The organism is Myxococcus sp. CA023, from assembly GCF_010998615.1.
Lineage (GTDB): Bacteria > Myxococcota > Myxococcia > Myxococcales > Myxococcaceae > Myxococcus.
The window spans coordinates 23604-47969 of sequence record NZ_JAAEAH010000005.1 but is presented as its reverse complement, the minus strand read 5'-3'; the positions used below and the strand labels follow the sequence as shown (position 1 = coordinate 47969).

The 24366-nt window shown below is 63.2% G+C and carries 10 protein-coding genes and 1 pseudogene; 4 read left to right on the top strand and 7 right to left on the bottom strand.

The window, feature by feature from the left end; all coding sequences use genetic code 11:
- Nucleotides 1–3: 3 nt before the first annotated feature.
- On the top strand, nt 4–1440 hold the full coding sequence (locus tag F8M74_RS02795; protein ID WP_141253626.1) for a metallophosphoesterase: 1437 nt from the start codon (nt 4–6) through the stop codon (nt 1438–1440).
- An 18-nt stretch (nt 1441–1458) separates the two neighbouring features.
- Nucleotides 1459–2121: a TetR/AcrR family transcriptional regulator gene (locus F8M74_RS02790; protein WP_141253627.1), complete on the top strand. Its 663-nt coding sequence runs from the start codon at nt 1459–1461 to the stop codon at nt 2119–2121.
- A gap of 71 nt (nt 2122–2192) precedes the next feature.
- Here the strand turns inward: F8M74_RS02790 and F8M74_RS02785 are convergent, their stop codons facing one another.
- The 5 genes and pseudogenes from F8M74_RS02785 to F8M74_RS02770 all read right to left on the bottom strand — a co-directional run bounded on the left by F8M74_RS02785 (nt 2193) and on the right by F8M74_RS02770 (nt 19451).
- On the bottom strand, nt 2193–2621 hold the full coding sequence (locus F8M74_RS02785) for a hypothetical protein (RefSeq protein WP_141253628.1): 429 nt from the start codon (nt 2619–2621) through the stop codon (nt 2193–2195).
- 80 nt (nt 2622–2701) lie between these two features.
- Nucleotides 2702–8368 (bottom strand): FG-GAP-like repeat-containing protein, encoded by a 5667-nt coding sequence (locus tag F8M74_RS02780; protein ID WP_239004895.1) that lies wholly within the window; start codon nt 8366–8368, stop codon nt 2702–2704.
- Nucleotides 8369–8407: 39 nt separating this feature from the next.
- A pseudogene (locus F8M74_RS38610) lies at nt 8408–8752 on the bottom strand (SpvB/TcaC N-terminal domain-containing protein); the annotation flags it as partial.
- Between the two features lie 92 nt (nt 8753–8844).
- Complete coding sequence (locus tag F8M74_RS02775; RefSeq protein ID WP_141253630.1) at nt 8845–13356, bottom strand: hypothetical protein; 4512 nt, start codon at nt 13354–13356, stop codon at nt 8845–8847.
- 1592 nt (nt 13357–14948) lie between these two features.
- Nucleotides 14949–19451 carry a lamin tail domain-containing protein gene (locus F8M74_RS02770; RefSeq protein ID WP_163884315.1) on the bottom strand — a complete coding sequence of 1501 codons (4503 nt, stop codon included), beginning with the start codon at nt 19449–19451 and terminating at the stop codon, nt 14949–14951.
- A gap of 294 nt (nt 19452–19745) precedes the next feature.
- Between F8M74_RS02770 and F8M74_RS02765 the strand changes: the two genes are divergently transcribed.
- Nucleotides 19746–20597 (top strand): RimK family alpha-L-glutamate ligase, encoded by an 852-nt coding sequence (locus tag F8M74_RS02765; protein ID WP_171410204.1) that lies wholly within the window; start codon nt 19746–19748, stop codon nt 20595–20597.
- A gap of 7 nt (nt 20598–20604) precedes the next feature.
- Here the strand turns inward: F8M74_RS02765 and F8M74_RS02760 are convergent, their stop codons facing one another.
- Nucleotides 20605–22029 (bottom strand): esterase family protein, encoded by a 1425-nt coding sequence (locus tag F8M74_RS02760; RefSeq protein ID WP_141253632.1) that lies wholly within the window; start codon nt 22027–22029, stop codon nt 20605–20607.
- Nucleotides 22030–22212: 183 nt separating this feature from the next.
- Between F8M74_RS02760 and F8M74_RS02755 the strand changes: the two genes are divergently transcribed.
- On the top strand, nt 22213–22749 hold the full coding sequence (locus F8M74_RS02755; RefSeq protein WP_228559168.1) for an FHA domain-containing protein: 537 nt from the start codon (nt 22213–22215) through the stop codon (nt 22747–22749).
- Between the two features lie 43 nt (nt 22750–22792).
- Here F8M74_RS02755 and F8M74_RS02750 read toward each other — a convergent pair whose 3' ends face one another.
- A complete protein-coding gene (locus F8M74_RS02750) occupies nt 22793–24283 on the bottom strand; it encodes a serine/threonine-protein kinase (protein ID WP_141253634.1) in 1491 nt (496 codons plus the stop codon).
- Between the last annotated feature and the right edge of the window lie 83 nt (nt 24284–24366).

Sequence of the window (24366 nt, the reverse complement as noted above, 5' to 3'; positions counted from 1 at the left end):
TGCATGGACACCGCGCGCTTCATCCTCTTCGCCCTCGTCACCGGCATCGCCACGGTCGCCGTCCACGTCTACCTGTACCGGCGCCTCTTCGCGGCCACGTCGGAGCACCGCGCATGGCGGCGTGTGGGCATGGGCGTCATGACGGTGCTGGGCACATTGCTGGTGCTGTCGTGGTCGGTGACGCGCTTCCTTCCCATGGACTCCACCTTCGCCGTGGCCACGGCGGTGTGGACGTGGATGGGCATGGCCATCTACCTGTTGCTCGCGCTCGGAGTGTTGGGCGCGGTGCGCAAGGTGGCAGCACGAATGCAGCGCTCACGCGGCGAGCCGGCGGTGGTGGAGCTGCGCGGTGGCGAGACGACCTCGATGTCCCATGCGAATGCGGTGGGTGACTCGGCGCAGGCTGGCAGCACGCTGGCGGCGACTGGCACGGAGTCCGTGTCATTGACTCCGGAAGCCCTGGCGACAAGTGGACACGGCGAGGCGGCGACGCACGCCGAGGCTGCTCCGGTGGCGATGGCGGCAGGGACCGGCGGCGCCATGCCCAAGGCTCCGGTAGCGGCAGGCTCCAGCAGCGCCATGCCCGCAGCTTCGGCTCCGGTAGATGTTGAGCGCCGACGCTTCCTTGCTCGGGCGACAGCCGGCGGAGCGGTGCTGGCCGCAGGTGGCGTAACAGGCTTCGGAATGTGGAGCGCCTTCCATCCGCCCGTGGTGAACGAGGTGGCGGTGAAGCTACCGGGGCTGCCCAAGGCGCTGGATGGCTTCAGCATCGTCCACCTGAGTGACATCCACGTGGGCCCGGTCATCCGGCGCCGCTTCATGGACGAGCTGGTGCGCCGCTGCAACGCATTGCGCCCGGACCTGGTGTGCATCACTGGCGACCTGGTGGACGGACACGTCGCATCGCTGGCCCCAGCGGTCTCGGCGCTGTCCGAGCTGAAGTCACGCCACGGCACATACTTCGTCACGGGAAACCACGAGTACTACTGGAGCGACGCTGCCTGGGCTGAGGCGCTGGAGCGTATGGATGTGCATGTTCTGCGCAACCGTCACGTGCGCATTGGCGACACGGCCGCCTCATTCGACCTGGTGGGTGTGGACGACTGGTCAGCGGGCAAGATGGGGTTCTCGCAAGGCTATGACCTGGCGGCGGCGACGGCGGGCCGGGATTCCGAGCGGGCCTCGGTGCTGCTCGCGCATCAGCCGTCGAATTGGAAGGTGGCGGCGCGGGAGGGAATGGGCTTGCAGCTCTCCGGGCACACCCACGGGGGACAGTTCTTCCCCTTCACGCTGGCGGTCTCCGCCATCTGGGAGCACGACGCGGGCTTGTTTCACGAAGGAGACCGGCACCTGTATGTCAGCCGGGGAACAGGTTTCTGGGGTCCGCCGCTCCGCGTCGGAGCGCCGCCGGAGATCGTCCGGGTGACACTCCTGGCGTGATGCATAGATTCGGCGGGTATGGCCAGGGAACCCGCCCAACGTGAGCTGAAACAAGAGCGTGCCGCGCGCACGCGCATGGACATTCTGGAAGCAGCCATCCACCTCTTCGCGAGGCGAGGCTTCCTCGCCACGACGATGGCGGACCTATCCCGCGCCATCCGGATGACGCCCGGAGCGCTGTACTGGCACTTCCCCACCAAGGAAGACCTGCTGCTGGCTGCGATTGAAGAGTTGCACCAGCGCTGCGTCCGCGAGTTCCAACTGCTCGGCAACTACCGCGAGCTGCCGGCACAAGCGCAGTTCCAGGCGATTTCCGAGCGGGCACATCTGCTCCTGCGCGAGCACCGCGAATACGGCATCTTCTTCGCGATGCTCGCGGCCGAAGCGGCGAATTCGAATGACCAGGTGGCGGAAGCCATCCGCGACAAGCTCGCGCTCTACGCGGCGAGACTGGAGGACATCATCCGCCATGGGCAGGAGACGGGAGAGTTCCGGCAGGATGTGAATGCACTCCACGCGGCACACAGCCTGCTTGGCGGCTTCCTGGGCGTGCTCGTGCACCAGAACCTCTTCCGCGCGTCCATGGCCTTTGACCTGCCTTTGGCAGCGCTGAGTTTGCTGATGACGGCTGGAATCAGCCATCCCACGGCAGGGGCATGCCCGCTGCCGCAGAGTTCCTGATAGATACGGCACAGGGTTTCCGCCAGCTCAAAGCTCTCGGCCCACTGAAGGGCTCATGGCACACCAAGCTGTCACCTCGGAATTCTCGATAGGCCGAGGACCTTTCTTGCTCGATTCTTCGTCTCTTCGGATGCCCACGGTGCATGCTCCAAACGGGAGAGCGCCTGTAGCAATCTAGAGTCCATATCAATCCCATCAAGCCATCCAAGTGCAAGCACAGCCCAATACTCCATTCCTCCGACAAGAGCCCCCTCAAGCAAGCGGTTTACTGGGAAGGAGAATTGCTCGCCATCTCCAATCCCATATTCACGCAAGGCACGGAAAACCCCATCCGATATCTGTTCCCTATCGCCTTCGAGCAGTGGAAAAGCCGGAAAAAAACCCACATCCACCAGTCGCCAAAGCTCGCCTCCTCTCTCAGCAACCCACTCACCGTTTCGCAGCACGCCCAAACGCGAACTCCCCGCAATGGACAAAATAGGCATCCACTCAATATCCATGCCTGGCTCATGACACCGCCCCATCCTCCAGCCTGCGTCACCAATCATCATTCGCGCCCCACATAAAGCCGCACAAAGACCTACCACCCAACACTATGCTCAACCACGTCCCCCGTCATCCTCCTCATGGAATCCACAAACTGCGCCCTTACTTCTGGCGTCCAATTTCTCCAGAAATGACCACTCCCTTCGTTCGTAAGGAATTCACCATTCTTGCCTCGACTAAACATCCCGCCCACGACAGTGCCGGGGTCGGCCCCTATCAATGCTGCAAGCTTCTGATGCGGAGATGCCCCCGCTCCCTGAACTGAGCCAACCAGAAACGTCTCTGTCTTTGGATCAAAGACGAACTCAATTGCCGACTGAGAAGGCCTGTAATTCTTAAATGCAGCAACAGATCGAACTCTTGAACTGACTTCAATAACACCAGAGGCAGGTCCCGAGCCCTTCAACACCGCCTTCAAGGAACTATCAACACCACTTCTTGCCGTCTCTGCCGCATGACCTAGCTTAGCAATATTCCGCTGGTTCCGTACGGCCAACCCCACCTTGGCCAATTTAAAAACAATCTTTCCCGTCCCACCAGTAGCCATTTGAAGGGCAAGCTCTTCTTCAGACGTTGGGAGAGGATTGAGAGCAAGGAGCCCTTCCTTCAACGTACTCTCGTACGCGCTTTGGAAGGCCTGTTTATCAGCAACCGAACACCCGCCCTTGCAGGCCTCTGCAAGCGCCACACTCGGAAGATCGAGACGACCAAAGCGTCCATCCGGATCCCAGTAAAGCAAGGGGTTCTGCCGGACATACTGGTACGGGTGAAGGTCCCACGGAGAAGAGAGAAACTGCGGTTCAGGCCCCTTCACAGGCGGATCCGGGGTCAACCACCGAGCGGCCTCGGGTGCCATCCAACGGGCACCATGATCGCTCCAGCCAGTGTACGTCTCGGTCAACTTGTTCAGGACATTGAGGGGCTCGCCCACATGGTCCACCTCACCGAGTTCGGCTGAACCGCCAGGCAACTCACGATAGGCATCAATGGCTGCGCCAAATGGCTCGTAGCGCCGCTCCTCCAGAATGCTTCCATCCTCGCGGCTGATCAACACGGGCCCAGCGCTCACACCTCCGTGGAAGTATTGAACCTGCTCCGCGTTCCATAGCGCCGCGCGCTGAGCGCCAGCGTGGTGCTCGGCCCTGATACCGGTGTCACAGGACAATCCCAGCATCGAGACGGCCAGCATTCCGGCAGACCAGCGCCGACAGCGGCCATGAGCAGGAACACGAATACACAAGACCACCAGCACAACGCAGACGAGCGCTCCCAACATCAATCCCGACAACAAGCGGCCTACAGCCCCATCAATGGCAGCGCCCTCAGGTCCAACAGGAGGCGGCACCACCGAGCTTCCAGACGAAGAAGAGGGTACATGCGTTACACGTGCCAACACGCGGTCCGCCAACCCGAGGTAGCGTTCCCGAATAGATGTTCCCCGCTGGGTCAACTGCGGAGAGAACCAATACTGCATATCTCCAGAGGGAGCACGAGTAAGCACCCGAACCCCATCAAAACCGTAGTCGTGTTCGACAACTGAAGTGGTTCCAAGAGGTGACGGCAACTTGACGCGCACAAGTTGATCCAGCCCGTTGTACGTCATCAAATGGGCGCCCTGCTGCACCAAGCGGCCTGCGCCATCGTAATCCATCAACGTCTCATTGGAACCGGCCGACACCCGGGTCAACTGGCGAGGACCAAACCCTCTCTCTCCGTAGTGATAGACACCTGCGAACACGTTGAGTGCCTTGGGACCTGACGATTGACGCAGAACCATGTTCTGCAGCCCATCGTAGGCATATTCAAACCGGAAAGACTCGGATCCCTCCCCGAGCGTACCATCAGGGAGAGGTACCGCTCCCAGTACGGACTCCGTCAGTCGCGCCGCAGGATCATATTCGAATGTGACCGAATGGTTGAGGCCAACGCCGTCAGCGTCGCTCACAGTCACTGGCGCACCGAAAGCGTTTCGCGTCAGCGTCACGTCGTACAGCGTCACGCCCGTGGCGCGTTGGACATGAACGCGACTTGGCATCCCCAAAGCGTCTCGCGCATAAACCTGACGCACTCCATTACCGAAACGCTCCTCAATGACTCTTCCGGCGGCGTCGAGTTCCACAGCCTCCCAATAATTTCCGAGGCGAACGGGACGTCCGGCAGCATCGTAGGTCGTGTCAACCAGAACTCCGTCTACATCAGAAGTGAGCGGCAACCCCGTCGTACTGAAGAGAGTACCCTCCACGCTCCACATACCTTCAATGGCGCGCCGCTGACGGGTAACTCGCCCATGAGAGTCATAGGCGAAGTGCACGCTACCGCGAGGCTCTTCAACCCAGGCCATTCGACCGGCGGTATTGCCGACGGCGGCCCCATCCTGAGCAACGTCATAGTGATAAATGAACGTCGCGCCATCCTCACCCAAAGTGCGAACAAGACGACCTGCGTCATCATAAAAATACTCTCGAACCTGCTGAGCCCCATTTGTCAATCGCGTCAGATGACCGCTATCTGCGTAACGCAATGTCCTCGTACCGATGTCCGGATCACTCGCGAACACCAATCTGCCCAGTGTGTCGTAGGTGAAGGCGTGGATGACTGCCCCATCTTGCAGCCGCAGCGTTCTGATCCGATCCGCAGCGTCATAAGTGGCGTCCACGGACTCAAGGACTGGGCCAATCTGGCGCGTTGTCCTCCGAATTCTGCCCAGACCATCCTTGGCCGTGTGGACGGGGGCCATCCCCTGCACCGTATGGGTGGCGCCCAATACGGAATAAACCATCGTCTGAACCGCTCCGGTCGGCAGAGACTGGCTCACAATCCGTCCCAGTGCATCATAAGCCAGCAATTGAGCATCGGCGTTTGCCGGCCGAACAGCGGGCAGTGACGACTGCGCCCAGACGAAGGGCTCCGCCCGATAGACAACCCTGCCCCTGGCGTCTCGTTCCGCCCAGTCACCTACGAGCCACTGCGTCGGCAACAGGCGCGTGGCGGTGTACAGCGCCTCGCCAGCACCATTCGCAACAGCCACTGTCTGTCGCCACTTCGAACCAGGACTCCACGGTAAGGATTGCGCCCGGAGCTCGGCGTCAGAGCCGTCATATGCGTACGTGGTCGTCCGCGGCGCAGGGGCCGTCCATTCGTACGAATAACGAAGATGAGGAGGCGCACCAGCAACAGACACTGTTACCAGTCGGCCCAGACTGTCGTAGTCCACTTCAGTCGCGATACCATTGGGGTCCGTCAATACCTTCAACTCCCCCAGTACATCATCCCACTGGGCAACCCACGTCAGTGTTCTGCCCGGAACTGGCGATACACTTTCTGTAGTCGCATGGAGCCGATTGGCATCGTAGGAGATCGTGCGCCACACACCGTTCTCGAACACCCGGACTGGGTTGTCCCAAGCATCATATTCAGTGGAACTATCCACCACCCAGCGCGGATGAACTGAGTCTTCCAACCAGCCACGCTTCACGCGCACCAACCTGCCTACGCGGCATGCTTCGACATCCGTCCAGGCGAAAACCTGCGACGCATCTCCATAGAAAGTGCGTGAGTGAGAAACGAGCGTACCATCCGCCTCCAGTACCTTCTCTTCACACACCGCATCCTGTACCCAGAGCGCATCATCACTGGCGTACGCACGAATGACCGTCTTTTCGTCTCCCTGCAGATCCAAGCGCCCAGCGTGCAGTTCTTCAACAGGCCGTACGCGATTGTCGTAGGCATAGGTCGTGAGGGTCTCTACTGGCGTTGCCGCCCCTTCATGGTGCCAAATACGCTGCTCCAGCACTGCAGCCTTGCGAAGCAGCGCTACGGACGGGAGTCCCTCAACGGTTCGAGCCTCGTATTGGGAGGTCTTGACCGAAAACAGCTTCCCAGTGCCATCCTCGGTGCGCACTTCCAGTGGCAGCCCACGGAGAATGCGCTCCACACCAAGCCCTGCGTGATACAGCGTCTCCTCAATGAGCGTCTCTCCCTGCGTTGTGCCCACTTGACGACGAATGCCGGTGAGAAAGCCACCGAAGCGCCGCTCTTCCCCATCCCAGAAACCATCCCGCACCGAGTACTCCACTACCCGAGGGGGGCCTCCCGCACCTGGATCCACCGTCACTGTCACCGGAACCGGCACAGACACGGGAAGCTGCTTCTCCCACGACTGGCCAGCGGCCTCCGCGGCCACCGACAAGACCGCTGAAGCCGAGTACTCCAGAGAGACTGTCTTCCCCAAGCCATTGTCGATCCCAACCAACATGCCCGCGGAGGTATGCCCCGCCAGATCCAGGACCCACAGTCCTTGCTGAGAGGACCAAACGACATCTTCACTGCCGTTGCCATTCACATCGGCTATAGCAACCACTGAGTCATAGGCAGAGCTGCCCGGTCGAGCAAGGAACCGAGCCGTTGACTGCACACTTCCATCCGCCTTTCCTGCGTACCAGTACGCGTGGCTGGCAGACAGTCTCACGACGTCCATGAGACCATCACGGTTGAGGTCGCATAGTCGCAGGTCAGCCAGCGGAAAACTACCCGTGCCCCACGGATGGCTGTAACTGCCCTTCAAAATAAAGTGACCGTCCCCCTGCCCCAAGAACACGCGCATCAAGGAATCTGTGAGTTGCACCACATCAGCCAATCCGTCACCATTTACGTCGTGAAAACGTACATTGGGGCCAGGAACCAACTGAGAGAATCCACCAATGTATGGACGGGAAATCCAGGCCCCCAAGCCTGTTGGACCATTAAATTTAATACGAACGCCACCCGAAACGCGTTGAATGACGTCAACTCTTCCATCTCCGTTCAGATCGGCGTAGAAGTGGTCAGTCGCAGTCAAAGACAGACCATCGCTTCCCTCCCACTTGCTTCCGACGTCCACCCAGGACAATCCAGCCAACCTATATGGCCTCCAGGCGCCGCTCAGATAGCGAACCAACTCCGGTCGCGCATCACCATCCAAATCCATCAACCGCACATTCGAGAAACCGGTGGATGGGCCAGGCAACGTTCGCGGCGACGCAAATCCATGGCCGTTTCCCTTCTTGTACGAATGCCCAGAGGACTCGATGCGTAGGAGATCACTCATCCCATCTCCGTCCACATCCGCCAAGCTGACACCGCGGGAATTAAGCACCCAACCATCAACCCCCGTCTGCTGAACAACCTGTTCAGCGGAAGGCTGCGCATACGCAAAGGAGAGCATTGGCAGCGCACCTTCGCCTCCGCGACCTGACACCTCTACGTGAGCCAACCTACTCAGCGCAAAGCTATCATCGTAGGACAGATGATATGTGCGAACCACCTCATTGAATGAAGTGACACGCACATCCTTCAAACGCTTCGCGGTCTCAACGCCAAATCCTGAGCGATAGCTCACTACAGAATCCTGTCGCTCCTCGTAGAGCAACTCCACGAGAAATGACTCACCAGGTCCCCAAGTCAGGCTAGCCGGATACACCTGGCCGCCATCAATGAAGTACTGAATAGTGATCCGATGACCTGCCGGATGATGAACCTCCTCGGCGAACCATGCAGCAACCTGTCCTGTTGTGGCTGACTCCTGGCGGGCATTGGCCGTAGTGCCCAAGAAGTACCGTGTTCCCCCGTTTTCAGTAACCAAGAAACCCGCGCCGCTGCGCTCTATCTTCACCTCCTGCCCACGCCCTTCCAATCGCCATGAGCCATCCGGCAGCTCGACCAAGCGACCTCCTCCCGAAATCCCTACCAACTCCAACTCATCCGCCGACGTATACGCTGGAACGCCGTGGCGCAGCGAGCGTCGAACAGACATAACGGGCAGCGACCACCCCACGCCAACCAAGCCATTTCCCAGCGCCCCCGAATAAGACAACTCTAGCTTTGGCGAGAATCCCCCCACCCCCCTAGGCAAATCAAAAGACACGCCATACCGAACCTGAGCGCTAAACTCATTCACGGAAAGCTCATCCCCGAGCCCTCGCACTGACCCTGGTCCATCCGGCAACCGTAGCGTCTGTGCATTAAGCGCACTTGGCACGGGCTCCCCCGCCGCCCATGCCGAACTCGAGAGGGCACACAAAACCCCCAAAGCAACGACTATCTTCATTCTGAAAGCCTTGAGCTATGGATGCGAGACATCCAAGGAGGAGAGGCCCGCCCCAAAAGGCGCGGGCCTCTTACTATCACTTCAAAATCAACCTAAAACGACAGGCACGAAGCTTCCCCAACATCTTCGGGTTCACACATAGAACCCCTAGACGCGTCATGCAGCAGATCCTGATTGCTCGGTGACGCACTCGGCTCCGGAGCATTCGAAATAGACACCACATCAAACCGCAGATGTATGTCGGCTATCTTATTCACAGGAAATCCGTTTTCCAACGCTCCCAGATACGGGACGAGCAGCAGGTATTCACCGTAAAAGCCTCGCCCCGCCAGTTCATCGGAACAGCCAGTTTGAATCGTACACCCCAACGACACCCAATCAGCCTGCTCCATGTTAAGTTTCGCCTGGAGGCCTGCAGCTGACCACGCAGCGGTTGAGGCCCTATTGTGCTGCCCTCCTAGGCCGGTCAAGTCGAGCGACGGTCGGCTGGCGCGCACCTGGAAGTCCGACCCATCACCACGGCCAAGGCTATCACACCAGTGACTCTGGAATGCATTGCGCTTATACAGCAACACTTGAACACCATTGGCTTCAACCCAATTTCCGAGGTGGCCCGTAGTCACCAGCGCACGCACCGACCACACACGTTCCGCACAGCGCAAAGCCAAACCATTTGGGACAGGCATAGCAAAACGAATTCCTTGCCCCATATATCGTCCGTCTCGATCGAACACTGCACTTTCAGGCGCGGCCATTCGCCGTGCGAACCTTTCTTCAGGACTGAACGCTCTTTCGCCCAAAGGAGAATCCTCTTGAGATACCAATTTAAGGACATCGTCGCGCAAGCTAAGCGTGACACTCACTTCCCCAGGGAACCTTCCTCCAACCTTGCCAGCGAATTTGAGCTGATTCAGCCTATTGAAAACCGCCCTCAACTCCGCGGGCCCTGATGCGCTCAGCACCTGTCGGCGCTCAATGAGGCTTTGCTGCATTTCGGATTCCAGCGAAAGCGCCAGAAGGTAACTCAATCGCCGAGCCCACTGGAGTGATGCCTCTGCCGTGGCGATACGCTCGTCCAGCCAATAGTGATGAGCGACTGATGGAACCTGGCGCCCTTCCTCACGACTCACCGCTGCGGCTCCCTCATGAGAAAGTTGGGTCACGCGATCCTGCATGTTCCGCATATTCAGCAGTGCGAGTTCCACGTCCGTGGCGGCGCGTTCGATCTGAAGGGCTGCGGTCTTGATCCCCACCATATGGAGGTTGGCGTTATAGAAACACTCCTTGACAGAACTCGCCAGAGACAAGGTTTCCAACTTCGTGTTGAACTCTTGCTCAGCAATGGCGATCTGCCTCGAAATTCTGGCAGACTCATCTGCCTTAAGACCACCCAAAACGCCTATTCCGAGGCCAATCACGAACCCAACGCCACCACCAATTGGCCCTCCGAGGGATGCACCAAGGGTAGCGCCAGTCCCGGCCATGGAAATAGCGCGATTGACACTATCGACACCTTGATTGAGCCGATCGGCATCGGACCTCGCGCTTATCAGCCTGACCATTTTCTTCTCGTGCTCATCAATGAGCGCAAGCCTCGCGTTCCCATCCTCGACGACGTCCCAGCACCGACGAGTTGAGATGTCATGGCGCTCTTGGGCATCAACCCAGGAGGAACGGGCAACCTGCATGCTCTGGCTTGCGGCAGTGACTTCAAGCCGAAGCCTTCCCAACTCCCCACGGAAGCACTCATTGCCAAGACTCCGGTCAATGTCCACGGGTGAGGGCAACATGTGGATCCCTCCGAGTGAACCACTGCATTGTTGCTCGAAGTATGCCAACGATGCTTCCGACACCTTATCCACGGAGAATGGCGGCCGGTACAGGGCGGTCACAGGCATCTGTTGCCCTCTGGCACGAACCATCCCGCCCAAGACCACTGCTTCATGCCAGCCTGCGGCTACCTCGAAGTAAGGCGAGGGAAGCGTGATTTCTCCCCGCCCCCGCAGACCATTCCAAACACAAAGCGAATATCGAGCGGCTGGTGCCCTCACGGCTGAATAGAGGGAAATTGGCGTAACACTGCACTCAGGAGATTGCCGCGCAACGTAGCATGTCTCAGCGCGAAGCGCGTTCGGCTGCTCAGGGTCGAACAAGGCCAAAGCGTCTTTTGCTTCGGAGTCAAGGCCGCACATCTCAACCAACGGACGACCATACTCCGTCTTGAGGGTCTCCAAACGTCGCTGTACATCAAACTCTGACAACTGTTGCTGAATGGCACTGGTCCGCTGTTGGTCCCAAGCCGTTCGCGCAGCCTCGACGTCCGCCTCAGCCTGAGCCAAACCACTTGCGGCATACCCGAGAATATAGTCAGAGCTTGCAAAGTAGCGCTCTGACGCTCCCGTAGCACTTCGGAAGAAGAGCGGTGCCTCATCCTCGGGGATGTTCCAGGGACGGCAACTCTGCATTGCAGCAAATCGCTGTTGCACTCGGTTGCGTACTGCCTCAAGCCCGGCACGCGCTTTCTTCCAGCGAGCCTCAATATTGGGCCCCATCCCTACAGTCCCATCACAGTTCATCGAACGCACATTGTAGTGTTGCGCGGCAGCCCGTGATTCAAGAACAATGGAGTAACGGAAAGCTCGACCGAAGCGCTCCATCGCTTGACCGCGCTCGGAGCCAGGTGACGTGTCACTACAGGCAGCAGTCCGAGAGACCCGCTCCAACTCAGCATCCAGCAACTCCAGGTGAGCCGAAAGGCCTTCCAAAATGACTGTCGGCAGCCCGATTCCCTGGTCATGATGAGGAAGACTCCCATTCGGCGCCAACAAGTCGCTCGACCTGTCTGCAAAATGCGACGCCGACTTTTGAACGAACTCAGCAACCTGCTCATCCGACAAAGCATGATCCCACACGACCGCCCCGGAAGTAGAATTTTTCAAGTCACCCGCTGCGGGGTCTTCCGTGTATGGGGCTACGAAACCTGTCGGCCCAGTGGATGACGGAACAACGAAGAATGGCTGTTGATATGGAGAATGGACCTCGTATTGACCTGAACGTCGACGCACCACATACGGCGCCGTAATATCGGGATCCATCCACTCCAGTTCGTGCTCAACCCGCGTCCACTCGCCACCTGCGACATGCTCTACAATGAGCACCTCCTCGGCCCCCGCCATGTATTCATTCCCAAACTTATGCACATAGAACTTATTGGAAGCCTCGCCACCTACCTCCTCGCCAAAAGACAGAATTGGATAGAAGCCCTTCTCGCATCGGCCCGGCGGGCACCCTTCCCGATTCTGCGCGCATTCATCAGCCTGAATCACATCGCACGAACTCTGTGCGCTTGCATTTGGATACCAAAAAACTGTCAGATCCGAACCGCCCGGGAAATGATCAGGGGCAACCCACCGATCCATGACCAAGCTATTCGACCGCCAACTCCAAACGCCCGTCGGCCTCGGAGGAAGTCGATAATCCGGGTTCTTGAGATCGCAGAACGAGTTTCCCCCAACATAACTTCCAATCTGAGGCACAGCTTCGTCAAACATGAGGTCCCACGCTCGCTCGAACTGATCAAGCGAACTGGCCAACGATGGGACCTGCCAATTCGGATTGTCTCCCAAGTATGAATAGGATCCTTGCTGCTGAACGACCTGGCGGGCAGTAAAGGCATTCGCCTCAATCCACCGCTGCAGCAAGTACCAGCGCAACCGGTCATGATCCGCTCGGCGCCTATCGCCAAGCAATGACAGTGAGTCAAAAAGCCGCACCGCACTGAAGCACTGTCCAGGGTTCTGCAATCTCGCCTGGAAGAATGATTGAATATCCGTCGACATGGGCCATTGAGGCATGGCCTGCAAATCGCCGATACAAGCCTGCAACATCTGACGACTATCCAAGACAGCCAGACCTGGGCGGACAGCGTTGAAGTCTCTCTGAGTAGCCAACCGCGAGAGCGACGGTGGCAATCCGTTCAGGCAGGCAAGATCTCCTGAGTAAGAAAGAATTTCATCATCAAAGATACGCACTGGCGACTGCTGGTCGCCACTTTGACACATGATGCCCTGAGCCAGGAAGGCATGAGACATGCCAAAAAATGCGGGTGCCTCCTGGAGTTGCTGGGCACCTGAGTCATTCCAGGCCTTTCTCTGCTCATGAACAATCGTGTTTCGCGGAGCTACCGTGCTGCTAGCAGAACCTTGCCTCACAAATGACCATGCATCCCCTGGCACGCAAACTTGCAGTCCATCCTCACAGACCATTCCACTTGAGCAAGGGTTTACTGCGCCGCACTCACCAACTGCAGCCCCGACCGACTTCGAAAGTGCGTAATCAACCTCAATCAACGCGCCAGCAACACTCAAGCGAAACGCGCCAGAGAGACTCTGTGTCGAAGCCGTCACATTGGGGAAACCAGCGATGTAGTGGACGGTCGCCGTCATCGCGTCTACAACCGTTCTATCCCCAGATGCAGTCGTTGATGGGAGCCAACCAAATTCGACCTTGGGGTTCGTCCTGCTCAGCCTGAGCTTGCCCGTGGTCGAAAGCACCTTGCTTTCATCGTACAGGAGAAGAAATTGATTGTTGGCCCAGGCTTTCACAGGGAGCGTCAACTTTGTCTCGGGAGCTCCTAGCGAAGAGATGGCTGTGGTCGAGTTCCTCAGATGCAGAACGACCTGTCCTTCGAAGGGCACAACTGCCGTCGAGGAGCCCGGAGGAGCGTATCGAACCGCCGACACACGCTCTCTTGAAGGAGCTAGCTCTGCTCCATCAAGCAGGATGTCCCAAGTCGTCTGAGTGCTGCCCACGGAGGGCCGCGCCCAAATTCGCTTTACACTCCTGAACTGGCTACCAGCGGCGGAAAAACTCCATCCAGTCAGGTTGCATTCATGACTGTAGGGACCGGCTCGGTCAGCACAGGAGACCTCCATCTGCGTCCCAGCTCGGACACGCACGTTTCGACTTGCCGCCGAAGCAGTCTCAGACGAGGACTTCACCTGAAGATAGACATCGACCCCCAGCGCCGACCAATCGGCACCTGATGCAGCAGGGGGCTCAAAGCTAAGAAAAGATGGCTGTAACGTCAGAGCAGGCCTTACCGTTGCAACTGACGGATTGCCTCCCGGGGTGCCGCACCGACCATCGCAGCCACAGACACTTCCAGGCTCGGCACATGCCTCCGCCCCCGTCCCCTCCTCAAGACACTGCCAATCACACTGTGATGTACTTCGATTGCAGAAGGCCCCCCATGGACAGTCATCATCAAAGGAACACGCACGAGGATGCGTCGTTTTCAAGGACTCAAGCAACTCCGCATCGCGAGAGCAGCTCAGGTCGAGCCCTTGAACCATGACTCCATCTGACTCAGCCCTAGAACGTTCGGGCTCAGCTACGCCACAGGCAACGACAAGCATTGCACCGAAAGCAAGCACACCAACCCTGTAAACACCCACATCGAACAATGCGAACCCCCTCATGAGGCGGTGCTGACTAGCACATTTGTTGGATAGATTTAATGCAGTCGAAATTGGCGGATTCCCTTGTCGCTTCTGTCCCCACCTTTATTGCCAGTCCTCCAACGCGTGGGGCGCTGGAACGTATCGAGGACAGCTCTAGCCGAAGTGCCATCTGGCCTCTCCATGGGAGGTATCCCCAGGCGCCCGTTGGCATGTGAGTCACTAGCGTCGTGACGCGTTGGGACTGAGCGTGAATGGCCTCTTCCGCGTTCAACCATGACCCACCTTCGTCATGGATGCCTCCGTCGGAGTAATGCAACTCAGGCGCCACACATACAGAGAGAGTATGGGCGAGCAACCCGCTCACACTCCATGTCTGTTCAGCCTCCCGACGCCGCGCCACACACCTCTGCGGCCAGGTCCCTCGGGGAGCGCGGGATGCGCCAATTCTACGGCCCATAAGGCTCTAGGGCTGATTGAGCTGGTGCAGACGCCTTTGCGGTGGCGAGTCAAGGCGCGGCAGTCCTGCACGGCCTGCCTCGACAAGCCCGCGTCTCCGGTGAGTGGCCTTCTCGGACCGTCTCATTAGAGAGACGGCCCGTCTCGTTTAGGAGATGGGGCGGCTCCATCAAAGCGCCAAAAAGAAACGGGCGGAACCCCAAGCCAGGGTTCCGCCCGTTCTGAAACTCAATGGGACAGGGCCAGCACTTCAGCCCCACCCCCTTGCTGCCTGACGGCTACGGCTGCTCTGCCGGGCTCTGCGAGTTCTGCGGCTGACGCGCGGCGCGGACGACGAAGTCGTCCCCATTGTTGTCCGTGTCATGGCCGTTGCCGGCCAGGGCATCCGCCCCCCCCTCCGCCATGGTCTCCGTCGTGGCGTTCGGACGCGCCTTGCGCTCAAGGCTGCCACCCGCGGCCGGGTGGGCAGGGGCCGCGCTGCGCTCGGGCTGATTCGCATTGCCGTAGCCGATCTTGTCCACCGTGTTCGGGTCATCCAGGACGCTCGCATCCAGGCTCGGGCCGATACGGACGTGGCCGCCGCCCGACGCCGAGGCCGACATGTCGAAGGCGTACCCCACGTCCTTGGTGACCGTGCCGGTGTAGCCCGTGTTGTGCGCGAGCAGCAGGTACCCGTAGGCCCTGATGACCGTGCCATCCGGAATGTCTGCCGAGCCCGAGTAGTTGGAGGTGCTGGTCGAGCTCTTGTACTGGACCTTCCAGCCATTCAGCGTGATGTCCGCGCCCGTCGGGTTGTACAGCTCGATGAACTCATCGTTCTGAGCCGTCGCGCCGCGCGCGGAGATTTCACTGATGACGATATGGCCGACGGCGGGCCGGTCCGCGATGGTGATCTCCACCCCGCGGGTGACGCCCGCGTAGGACGCAATCAGCCGCCCCTGGGCGTCCACGTCGCCCGCGATGAACGTCACGGTGCCCGTCGTCTGGCCTTCCGCGATGCTCACCGTCGAGCTCGACAGCTCACCCATGCCCGTGGCCGGCTCCAGCGTCACGTCCACCGTGATGCCACCCGCAGGAGCCCGACGGTCCAGCGCCACCGTGAAGACCTGCTGCGTGCCGAAGTAGACGGTGGCCACCGACGGCGTCACCGCGCTGAGCGCGGGCGGAGGCGGAAGCACCGTGAGCTCGGTGGTCTGGGTGATGCCGTACAGCGAGGCGTACACCGTGCCCGTGCCCTCGCCCTGCGCGTCCGCCGTGAAGGTGAAGGTCACCTCCGTGGCACCCGCCGGAATCGTGGCCGAGGCCGGCACCGTGCCGTAGTTCTGCACGCCCGCCCCCGGCACCACCGCCAGCTCAACAACCGTGTCCTGCGCCGCCGGACGGTCCACCGTCAGGGTGAACGTCTGCGTCCCGCCCGCCGGAATCGTCACCGCCGAGGACGGCGACAGGGCCGTCAGCCGCGGAGCATTCTGGTCCAGCGTCACGGTTGCGCTCGCGCTGCTCGCGCCGATGCTCGCCGTCACCGTGCCGGGCTCGGTGGCCGTGGCCGCCGCGTCCGTGATGAAGGAGAACACCGCCTCCGTGGCGTTCTCCGTCACGGTGAGCGTGCCGTTCGCCGGAACGAAGGTGCCGAAGCCCGTCGCCGGATTTACGCTCAGCGCCACGGTGGCGTTGGCGGGCGCCGGACGGTCCATCTGCACGGTGAAGACCACCTCGCCGCCGGGCACCATCGTCACGTCACCCGGGGTGACGCCTACCACCTCGGGCTGCTCGTCGGCACCCAGCACCCGGATGGTGGCCGTCTGCGTGGAGCCGCCCAGCGTGGCCGTCAGCGTCACGCTCTGCGCGGGCGCCAGCGCATTCACCTGCACCGTCGCGGACGTCTGACCCGCGGGGATGGTGATGCGGCCGTCCGGCACGCTCAGCGCGCTCTCGTTGGAGGAGGTGATGGCGACGTCGAGCGCCTCCGCGTAGGCGGACGACAGCGACAGCGTCAGCGCCTGCGGGAAGGTGTTCACCGCACCCGTGCCACCCACGCGCGCGTAGCCATCCGGACCGAAACCCGTCAGCGACGGCGGCGGCAGCGGCATGTCCGCCTGGAAGCGCGGCACCAGCTTCGAGTCGTTGAAGTTGTACGTCAGCACGCCGCGCAGCGCGCCGAAGCGCGTGCCAATGGACGGGACCGGGAAGGCATAGGCCTGGTCGTCAATCATCAGACCCGGCTGACCGGCATCACCCGCCTCGTTCACGAGGAACTGGCCGAACTCGTCCACTCCCGTGTTGACCGCCACGTCGCGGACCTCCACGAGCACGCCTTCCAGCGCGGCGGCGCGCGGGCCACCGGTGCGGATGTCGGCCGTCGTCACCAGCACCGGCGCGGGCACCTCGTTGCCGGAGCTGCGCTTGACGTACTTGACCTCGGTCAGCTCGGGCAGGCCGTGGAAGAGAATCAGCACACCCGTGGTGATGTCGATGCGGTCGCCCACCGCCAGGTCCTCCTTGCGCGAGTACACCAAGAGGCCCGAGTGGTCCACACTCGTGCCCGAGGGCAGCGGGTACGTCTGCACCCAGTAGCCCAGAGAGCTCGCGCCGCCCTTCACCACGCCGGTGACGACGACGTCGGGGATGGACACCGGCTTCCCCAAGAGCGGCAGGCTGCCGCCCACGGGCGTCTTCAGCTCGTGAATGGTGGCGGGGCAGCCCAGGTCGCCCGGGTTCGGAACACTGGAGCACGCGTCACACGCATCACCCTTGCCGTCGCCGTCCGCGTCCGCCTGGTCCGGGTTGGCAACGAACGGGCAGTTGTCCAGCCACGTCACGATGCCGTCGTGGTCATCGTCGCCCACGGTGAACGACGTGCAGGCGTTACCCGCCTCCAGCGGGCAGGGGTCGCACGCGTCGCCAATCCCGTCGCCATCCGAATCCGCCTGCTTGCCATTGTCCATGGGGCGAACGGGGTTGAAGATGGCAGGGCAGTTGTCGACGGAGTCCACCAGCCCGTCCCCGTCCTTGTCCGCGGTGCGAACCTCGCCCGTGTAGCTGGTGGAGTTGTTCACGACGGCCGGCCAGCGCGAGTCCAGCGAGGCACGGCGGGGCGCGCACGTCGGCTCGTTCTCCGGCGTACCGCACGCGAACAGCGGGTACTTAGCCGTGGCGCCAGACGTCAGCGCCGCCAGGTTCTTGCCAATCTCGGACTGGAGGCAGACCTCCTTCGAGGCGCCGCACACGTCCAGCGTGTCGCAGGTATCCGCGCCACGGAGCCCGGCCATCAGCGCCTGGTCACCGTAGAGCGCCTTGCCACCCCGCATCGTGAGCACCACGTGCTCGGGGTTCGAGGTGATGACCGCGCGGTGCGGCGAGCGGGTGAAGGTCCGCAACTGGAAGATGGCCAGGTCGGCCACCTTGCCCTCGGCGATGCGGCCCGTCTTCTCGAACGTGTCCACCAGGTCCGATGCGTTCGACGTCACCATGCGCCAGAGGTCCTCGTCGCTGAAGGTCCGCGCGTAGTGCGAGGTGTTGAGGTAGTCCGCGCACTGGAGCTCGCGCAGCAGGTTCATGGAGCCGGAGCGCAGCCAGTCGGTTCCCAGCGCGATGGTCACACCCTGGTTCTTGTAGGCAGACACCATGGCCGTGTCGCCATACAGAGAGATGTTCGAACGGGGCGACCAGATGAGGCCGGTGCCGTTCTCCGCCATGACGCGGATTTCCTTCGCCGTCAGGCCGATGCCGTGGATGACGGCGGTGCGCGGCTGCATCACGTTGTTCGTGCCCGTGGACAGGCAGAGGAACTCGTTGAGCGCCGCGGTGGAGATGCCCTCGGAGACGTGCGGCAGGTACGCGGCCGAGCTCGGCAACGAGCTCGTCGTCGGCATCGAGCCGTAGCCACAGCCCGATGCAATCATGGTGCCGCTGGTGTCCCCCAGCGGGAAGGTGTCGGAGTTCACCACGCCCTCGCCCAGGCCTTCCTGGAGCGCGGTGTTGCTCACGTCCACGTTGCGCAGCAGACCTGCCTGGCCGCCCGCACCCGCCATGGAGGTGGCGCCGGCCATCATCTGCCGCAGCTCGCCCCAGCGGACGTTGTCCGCGGCGGAAGCCTGCGGACTGTTGATGCGCGTGTGGCCGTTGCGGCCGGTACGCCACTCGTGGCGGTGCTCGTAGCGCTCCTCGGTTCCAACGTACGGCTCCATCGGAAAGGCGATGTGCTCGTGCGGATTCACCAGGCCCGGGGAGATGACACCGCCGGGGCAGGACACCTGCGTGGCATCGGCGGCGCCCGCCGCGGCGGAGCAGTCACAGGCGGCGCACTGGATGATGCCCTGCGCGTCCACCAGCACCTGGCCGCCCACCAGCGTCTCGCCGTCCTTCAGCACCACGCCCGTGAAGAGGCGCGCGGCGGAGCCCGGCTGCGTCACCGCGCAGGTGGCGCCGTCGGGAAGCGCGGGCGCGTTGGCCGCGGGGCATAGGGTCAGCGTCGGCGTGCAGTCCGCCTGACAGCCATCACCGTCCACCGTGTTGCCGTCGTCACAGACCTCTTCGCCTTCCAGCTTGCCGTTGCCACATACCGCGGCCGGCGCGGGCGTCCGCGTACAGTCGGACTCACAGCCGTCGCCGTCCACCTTGTTGCCGTCGTCGCACTGCTCGCCCTGCTCCACGGTGTTGTTGCCGCAGACCGCTTGCGGGTTGCAGCTCGCACCCTCACAGCCAGGCTCGTCGCCGCATCCGGCGTGGAAGAGGAGGACCGCGCCTAGCGCGGCGAGTAATAAACGTGGGGACATTCGCATCTCGTGGGTCTCCCGGCGGAGCCGGCCGGAGGGAAGGTGACAGGTCCTTGGCACGCGAAGAGCGTACCCCTTGAAACATTTCAGCGACACCTGACCGAACAGGTCCAGTTCCCGAGCGTCCGCGCACGCGAATGTGCCGTGGAGTACGCCGCTCACCTCACCTCAAGTACGGGGTGTTCAGCGCCTACCTGTCGGACTGGCCCGCACCCGGTCTTGACGCACCGCGAGAATCCTGCGCGCAGGTGCCTCACGCGCTACAAGCCGCTGCACGTTTCAACACCGGGAGCCCGCGTCATGGACGTCGCCGTCCTCACCTTCGAAGGCTTGCCTCAACTCGATGCCTTTGACGCATCGCTGCTGCCCGCGCTCGCGGCCCTGGGCGTGGAGGCCCGGCCCGTCGTCTGGGATGACCCAGCCATGGACTGGAAGACGGTGCGGCTGGCCCTGGTGCGCAACACGTGGGACAGCCACCTGCGCCGCGACGCCTTCGTCGCCTGGGCGGACAAGGTGGGCCGCCTCACGCAGCTCCACAATCCCGCGCCCGTGCTGCGCTGGAACACGCACAAGCACTACCTGCGCGAACTGGAGGAGAAGGGCGTGTTGGTGACGCCCACCACCTGGGTGCGGAAGGGCGACACGCTCGATGTGGGCGAGCTGGCGTCCAGGCACGGCTGGGACGCGGTGGTGCTCAAGCCCGCCGTGTCCGCGGGAGCGCTCAAGACGCACGTCTTCCCGCGCGCGGAGGCCCACGCCGCCACCGCCCGGCTGGCGGAGCTGACCCGCGAGGGCGACGTCATGGTGCAGCCCTACCTCACCGCTTTCGAAACGGAGGGCGAGCGCAGCTACGTCTTCTTCGACGGCGTCCTCAGCCACGCGGTGCGCCGGCCCCCCACGCTGCTGGACGCGCCGCGCGGCTTCTCCGAGCCCACCGCCTTCACGCCCGAGGACGCAGCCGAGCTGCGGCTGGCGGAGTCCGTGCTGGAAGCGGTGGGCCGTCCCCTGCTCTACGCCCGCGTGGACCTGGCCACCGACAACGCGGGCCAGGCGCGGCTGCAAGAGCTAGAGGCCACCGAGCCCCGCCTGTTCCTGTCGCTCGACGCGGGGGCCGCGGACCGGCTGGCCCGCGCCATCGTCGCGAAGCTGTGAGGCCGGACTACAGGCCGCACACCGCCGGGGCCGCGTTGCGGAAGTTGCACAGCAGCTTCGGCAAGCGCCGCTTCCAGAAGGCCCAGTCGTGCTCGGCGCCGGGCTCGTTCCAGTGGGCCACGCCGTAGCCGCGGCCGCGCAGCGCCTCCACGAACTCCAGGTTGGACTGGCAGTCGTCCCCACCCTCCTCGCCGTCCCGCGTGCAGCCCGCCACGGGCGAGCCGTGGTCCACGTAGAAGCGCACCGGCACCACCGGCTCCTGGCTCGCGCGGACAATCATCGCGTTGCCGTCGTCGCGGTCCACCACGCCGTCATGGGGCCAGAACAGCGTGCCGGACTGGGAGCCCACGAAGCCGAACTTCTCCGGCATCTGGAAGCCCGCGTACACGGAGATGAGGCCGCCCAGCGACGCGCCGGCGATGCCCGTCTCCTGCGGGCCCGTCTTCACGCGGTAGGACGCCTCCACGCGCGGCATCAGGTCGTCGCGGATGAAGGCCAGGTAGTCATCCCCGCGCGGCGTGGGCCAGCCCGGCGCGCGCGCGGGCGGAAAGGTGTACTGCGCCAAGCGCACGGACTGGTCCGGCAGCGCCACGAAGACGAGCACCGCCGAGTCCGCCGGCCGCGCCACGTAGTGCGTGTCCGCCGCTTCCGCGAAGGACTCACGCGTCAGGCTCTCGTTGCCGTCGTGGAGGTACATCACCGGCAGGGACGGACACGCCGGCCCGTCATACGCCGCCGGCGTGTAGACGAAGACGTCGCGCGCGTCCCCCAACACCGTGGCGGGCACGCCGTACCACGCGGTGAGCCGGCCCTTCGCGGCGTCCTGGAGCTCCGGGTAGATGAGCGAGTTGAATCGCCCCACGTCGTACCGGTTGAAGTCGTCCCACGCGACGTGGCGCGCGCCCGGGTCCGCGATGAAGTCGCCGTCCTTCACCAGCTTGTACGGCTGCGGGCCCGTGCGCGGCACCTCCACCTCCGCCACGTACAGGTCGGTGTCCCGCACCTGCACCAGCGGCGTGGCCGTGGCGGACCAGCCGTTGAAGTCGCCGGCGACGAAGGTGTCCCGGCCGGCCTCGCCTCGCACGAAGAAGGCCACGCGAGGACGACCCGCCTTGACGTCACTCACCAGGGGCCGGCCGCCCTGCTCCTCCACCTCCGCCACGAAGCGGTCGATGGCCTCCGTGCGCTGCGCGGAGGACGTGGCGCGGCTCATCTCCAGTTGCAGCCGGGTGAGCAGCCTCATGGGCGCGTTGTGCACCGTCGTGCTCCGCTGGCAGGCCCAGGGCTCCTGGGTGCCCGCGTCCGGGCGCGTGCCGGCGTCCGGGTACGTCTCCGTGGAGGGAGGCGGCGGCGTGGGAGGCGGTGGGGAATCGTCTTCACAAGCCGCCAGCACGACGGCGGCGCAGAACACGGCGGCGAGCAGGCGACGCATCGAATCTTCCAAGAGGCGGGGATGCCTTGTCCGGGGGACAGGAGGCGGTCGCGGGTGTACTACAGGGGTCGGCCCAGGCGCGAGTGGGGCATCCCACCCGCATCTGGCCATTCGTTGACATCCCATGGCCCCCCACGCGCACCTTCTCGGGCCGCGACGGGGGAGGAAGGTTATTCAACCCGCATGGCTCGCGCACTGCTGCTCTCGCTGCTCGTGAGGCAGCACATGGCTCTCAAGGAGAAGTTTCGCGCCAAGTACCCACACCCATGGCTGGTGTGGGAGGCGGGCGCTTGGAATGTCCCCGAAGTGGTGGAGGGCAACGTGGCCGCCACGCGGCTGCCGCTGACGGACCTGCGGGACTGTCTGCCCGCTGGAGACGCCCTGTGCTTCGAACTGGTGAGCCAGACGGACGGCAGTCCGCTGCGGCTGGGCCGGGCCTCGAACAACGCGCTGGTCGTCAATGACGCCACCGTGTCGCGCGAGCAGTTCCACCTGTCCCCTACCCTGGAAGGACGCTGGACGGTGACGCGCGTGGCCGCTTCCCGGACGGTGACGCTGGGCGGCACGGCCCTGGAGCCGGAGCAGCCCACCGTGCTCCAGCCCGGCGTGCAGCTTCACGTGGGTGATGTGCGCCTCACCTTCCACGAGGCGGAGGACTTCAACGAGCGCATTGGCCGCATCGCCGCCCAGGTGCTCGCCCAGACGGCGGCACCGCGCTGAGCGGGCTCAGGCCCCGCCTCCCAGGGCGGGGCCACCGCGACACCTACTGCGCGACAGGGCGCTCGCGACTCTTCTTGCCTGTCTCGCGCTGCGTCCCGGCCGCGGGCTTCTGCCGAGGTGAAGGCAGCGCCTTCACCAGCGGCACCTCCAGCTCGGCGTGCTTGTCCAGGTCCACCATCCGCTCCAGCGGGGCATAGCCGGCCAGCTCCACGCGCAGGCGCAGCGGCGCGGACTCACCGGACACCTGCTTCACCAGCGGCGTCACGCCCAGCAGCTCGCCCGTGTCCAGGCGCAGCACCTGCGCGCCCTCCGGGAAGGAGCGCACCGTGAGCGTGACGGGCGGAAGCAGCTGGGGCGCGGCGGCGGGCCGGCCCACGACGTCGGCCTCCTGGGCCACTGGGGCTTCGGCGGGGGCGGGCTCCGGCTGCATGCCGGACCAGGTGACCACCGCGGCAACCACCACCAACGCCGCGGTACCCACCGTCACCACCGCCCGGCGGTGCCAGCGCCCCGTCACCGCCACCCGCACCTTGTGCGTGGGCCGCTCGGAGGCCTCCAGCGCCAGCTCGGCGGGCGCGGGCGTCAGCGCCTGGGCGGACGCGGGCAACAGAAGGAGCGCCGTCGTCACCTCCGCCAGGCTCTGCGGCCGGGCCTCGGGCTCCTTCGACAGGCAGCGCATCACCAGCTCCGCCAACTGCGGCGGCACGGGCTCGCCGGACGGCAGGTGCGCGGGCAACGGCGGCGGCGGCTGGGTGATGATCTGCACGACCAGGTGGCCGAAGGCCGGCGCCTGAAAGGGCGGTTTGCCGGAGATGAGCTCGTAGAGGATGTTGCCCACCGCGTAGATGTCGGAGCGCGCATCCACCGGAAGGCCCGCGGCCTGCTCCGGCGCCATGTACGCGGGCGTCCCGATGATGGTGCCGTCCACCGTCCCGGTGGTGCCTCCCTCGGCGGTGAGCAGCTTCGCCACACCGAAGTCCAACACCTTCACGAAGTCCGGCTGGCCCGCGCGGTGGATGACGAAGAGGTTGTCCGGCTTCACGTCCCGGTGCACCACGCCCACCTGGTGGGCCGCGCCGAGCGCCGCGCACACCTGCACCACGAAGCGCTGGATGCGCGCCAGCGTCAGCGGCTCCGCCTGCGCCAACGAGCTCAGGCTCTGCCCGCGCAACAGCTCCATCACGCAGTAGACGTGCCCGCCCGTCGCGCTCTCATCGACGAAGTCGAAAATCTCCACGATGTGCTCGTGGTTGATTTGATTGACGGTGCGGGCCTCCTGGAAGAAGCGCCGTACGAAGCCGCCGTCCCGCGCGTGCTCCGGCCGCAGGACCTTGAGCGCCACCTGGCGCCCCAGCCGCGTGTGCCGCGCCTGGAACACCCGGCCCATGGACCCTTCGCCCAGGAGTTGCTCCAACTGGTAGTTCCCCAGCGTGGAGCCCTCCTGGAGCTCGTCGCTGGCTCGGGGCCCCGCGTCACTCACGGTGGCCTCGGCACTGGACTGCACGGTCTGCATGAAGGCGTCATCGGAGCCCATGGTGAGAAGAAATTTCCATGTCCGGGGCAAACAGCAACCCTGGATCTGCACTCTGTCTTCCCAGGGACGCCCCCCACCCTCGG

Excerpts from the sequence above, each read along its gene's own strand:
- F8M74_RS02770 (WP_163884315.1), bottom strand. The coding sequence starts at position 19,451 with ATGCGAATGTCCCCACGTTTATTACTCGCCGCGCTAGGCGCGGTCCTC.
- F8M74_RS02755 (WP_228559168.1), top strand. The coding sequence starts at position 22,213 with ATGGCTCGCGCACTGCTGCTCTCGCTGCTCGTGAGGCAGCACATGGCT.
- F8M74_RS02790 (WP_141253627.1), top strand. The coding sequence starts at position 1,459 with ATGGCCAGGGAACCCGCCCAACGTGAGCTGAAACAAGAGCGTGCCGCG.
- F8M74_RS02795 (WP_141253626.1), top strand. The coding sequence starts at position 4 with ATGGACACCGCGCGCTTCATCCTCTTCGCCCTCGTCACCGGCATCGCC.
- F8M74_RS02785 (WP_141253628.1), bottom strand. The coding sequence starts at position 2,621 with ATGGATATTGAGTGGATGCCTATTTTGTCCATTGCGGGGAGTTCGCGT.
- F8M74_RS02750 (WP_141253634.1), bottom strand. The coding sequence starts at position 24,283 with ATGGGCTCCGATGACGCCTTCATGCAGACCGTGCAGTCCAGTGCCGAG.
- F8M74_RS02760 (WP_141253632.1), bottom strand. The coding sequence starts at position 22,029 with ATGCGTCGCCTGCTCGCCGCCGTGTTCTGCGCCGCCGTCGTGCTGGCG.
- F8M74_RS02765 (WP_171410204.1), top strand. The coding sequence starts at position 19,746 with ATGGACGTCGCCGTCCTCACCTTCGAAGGCTTGCCTCAACTCGATGCC.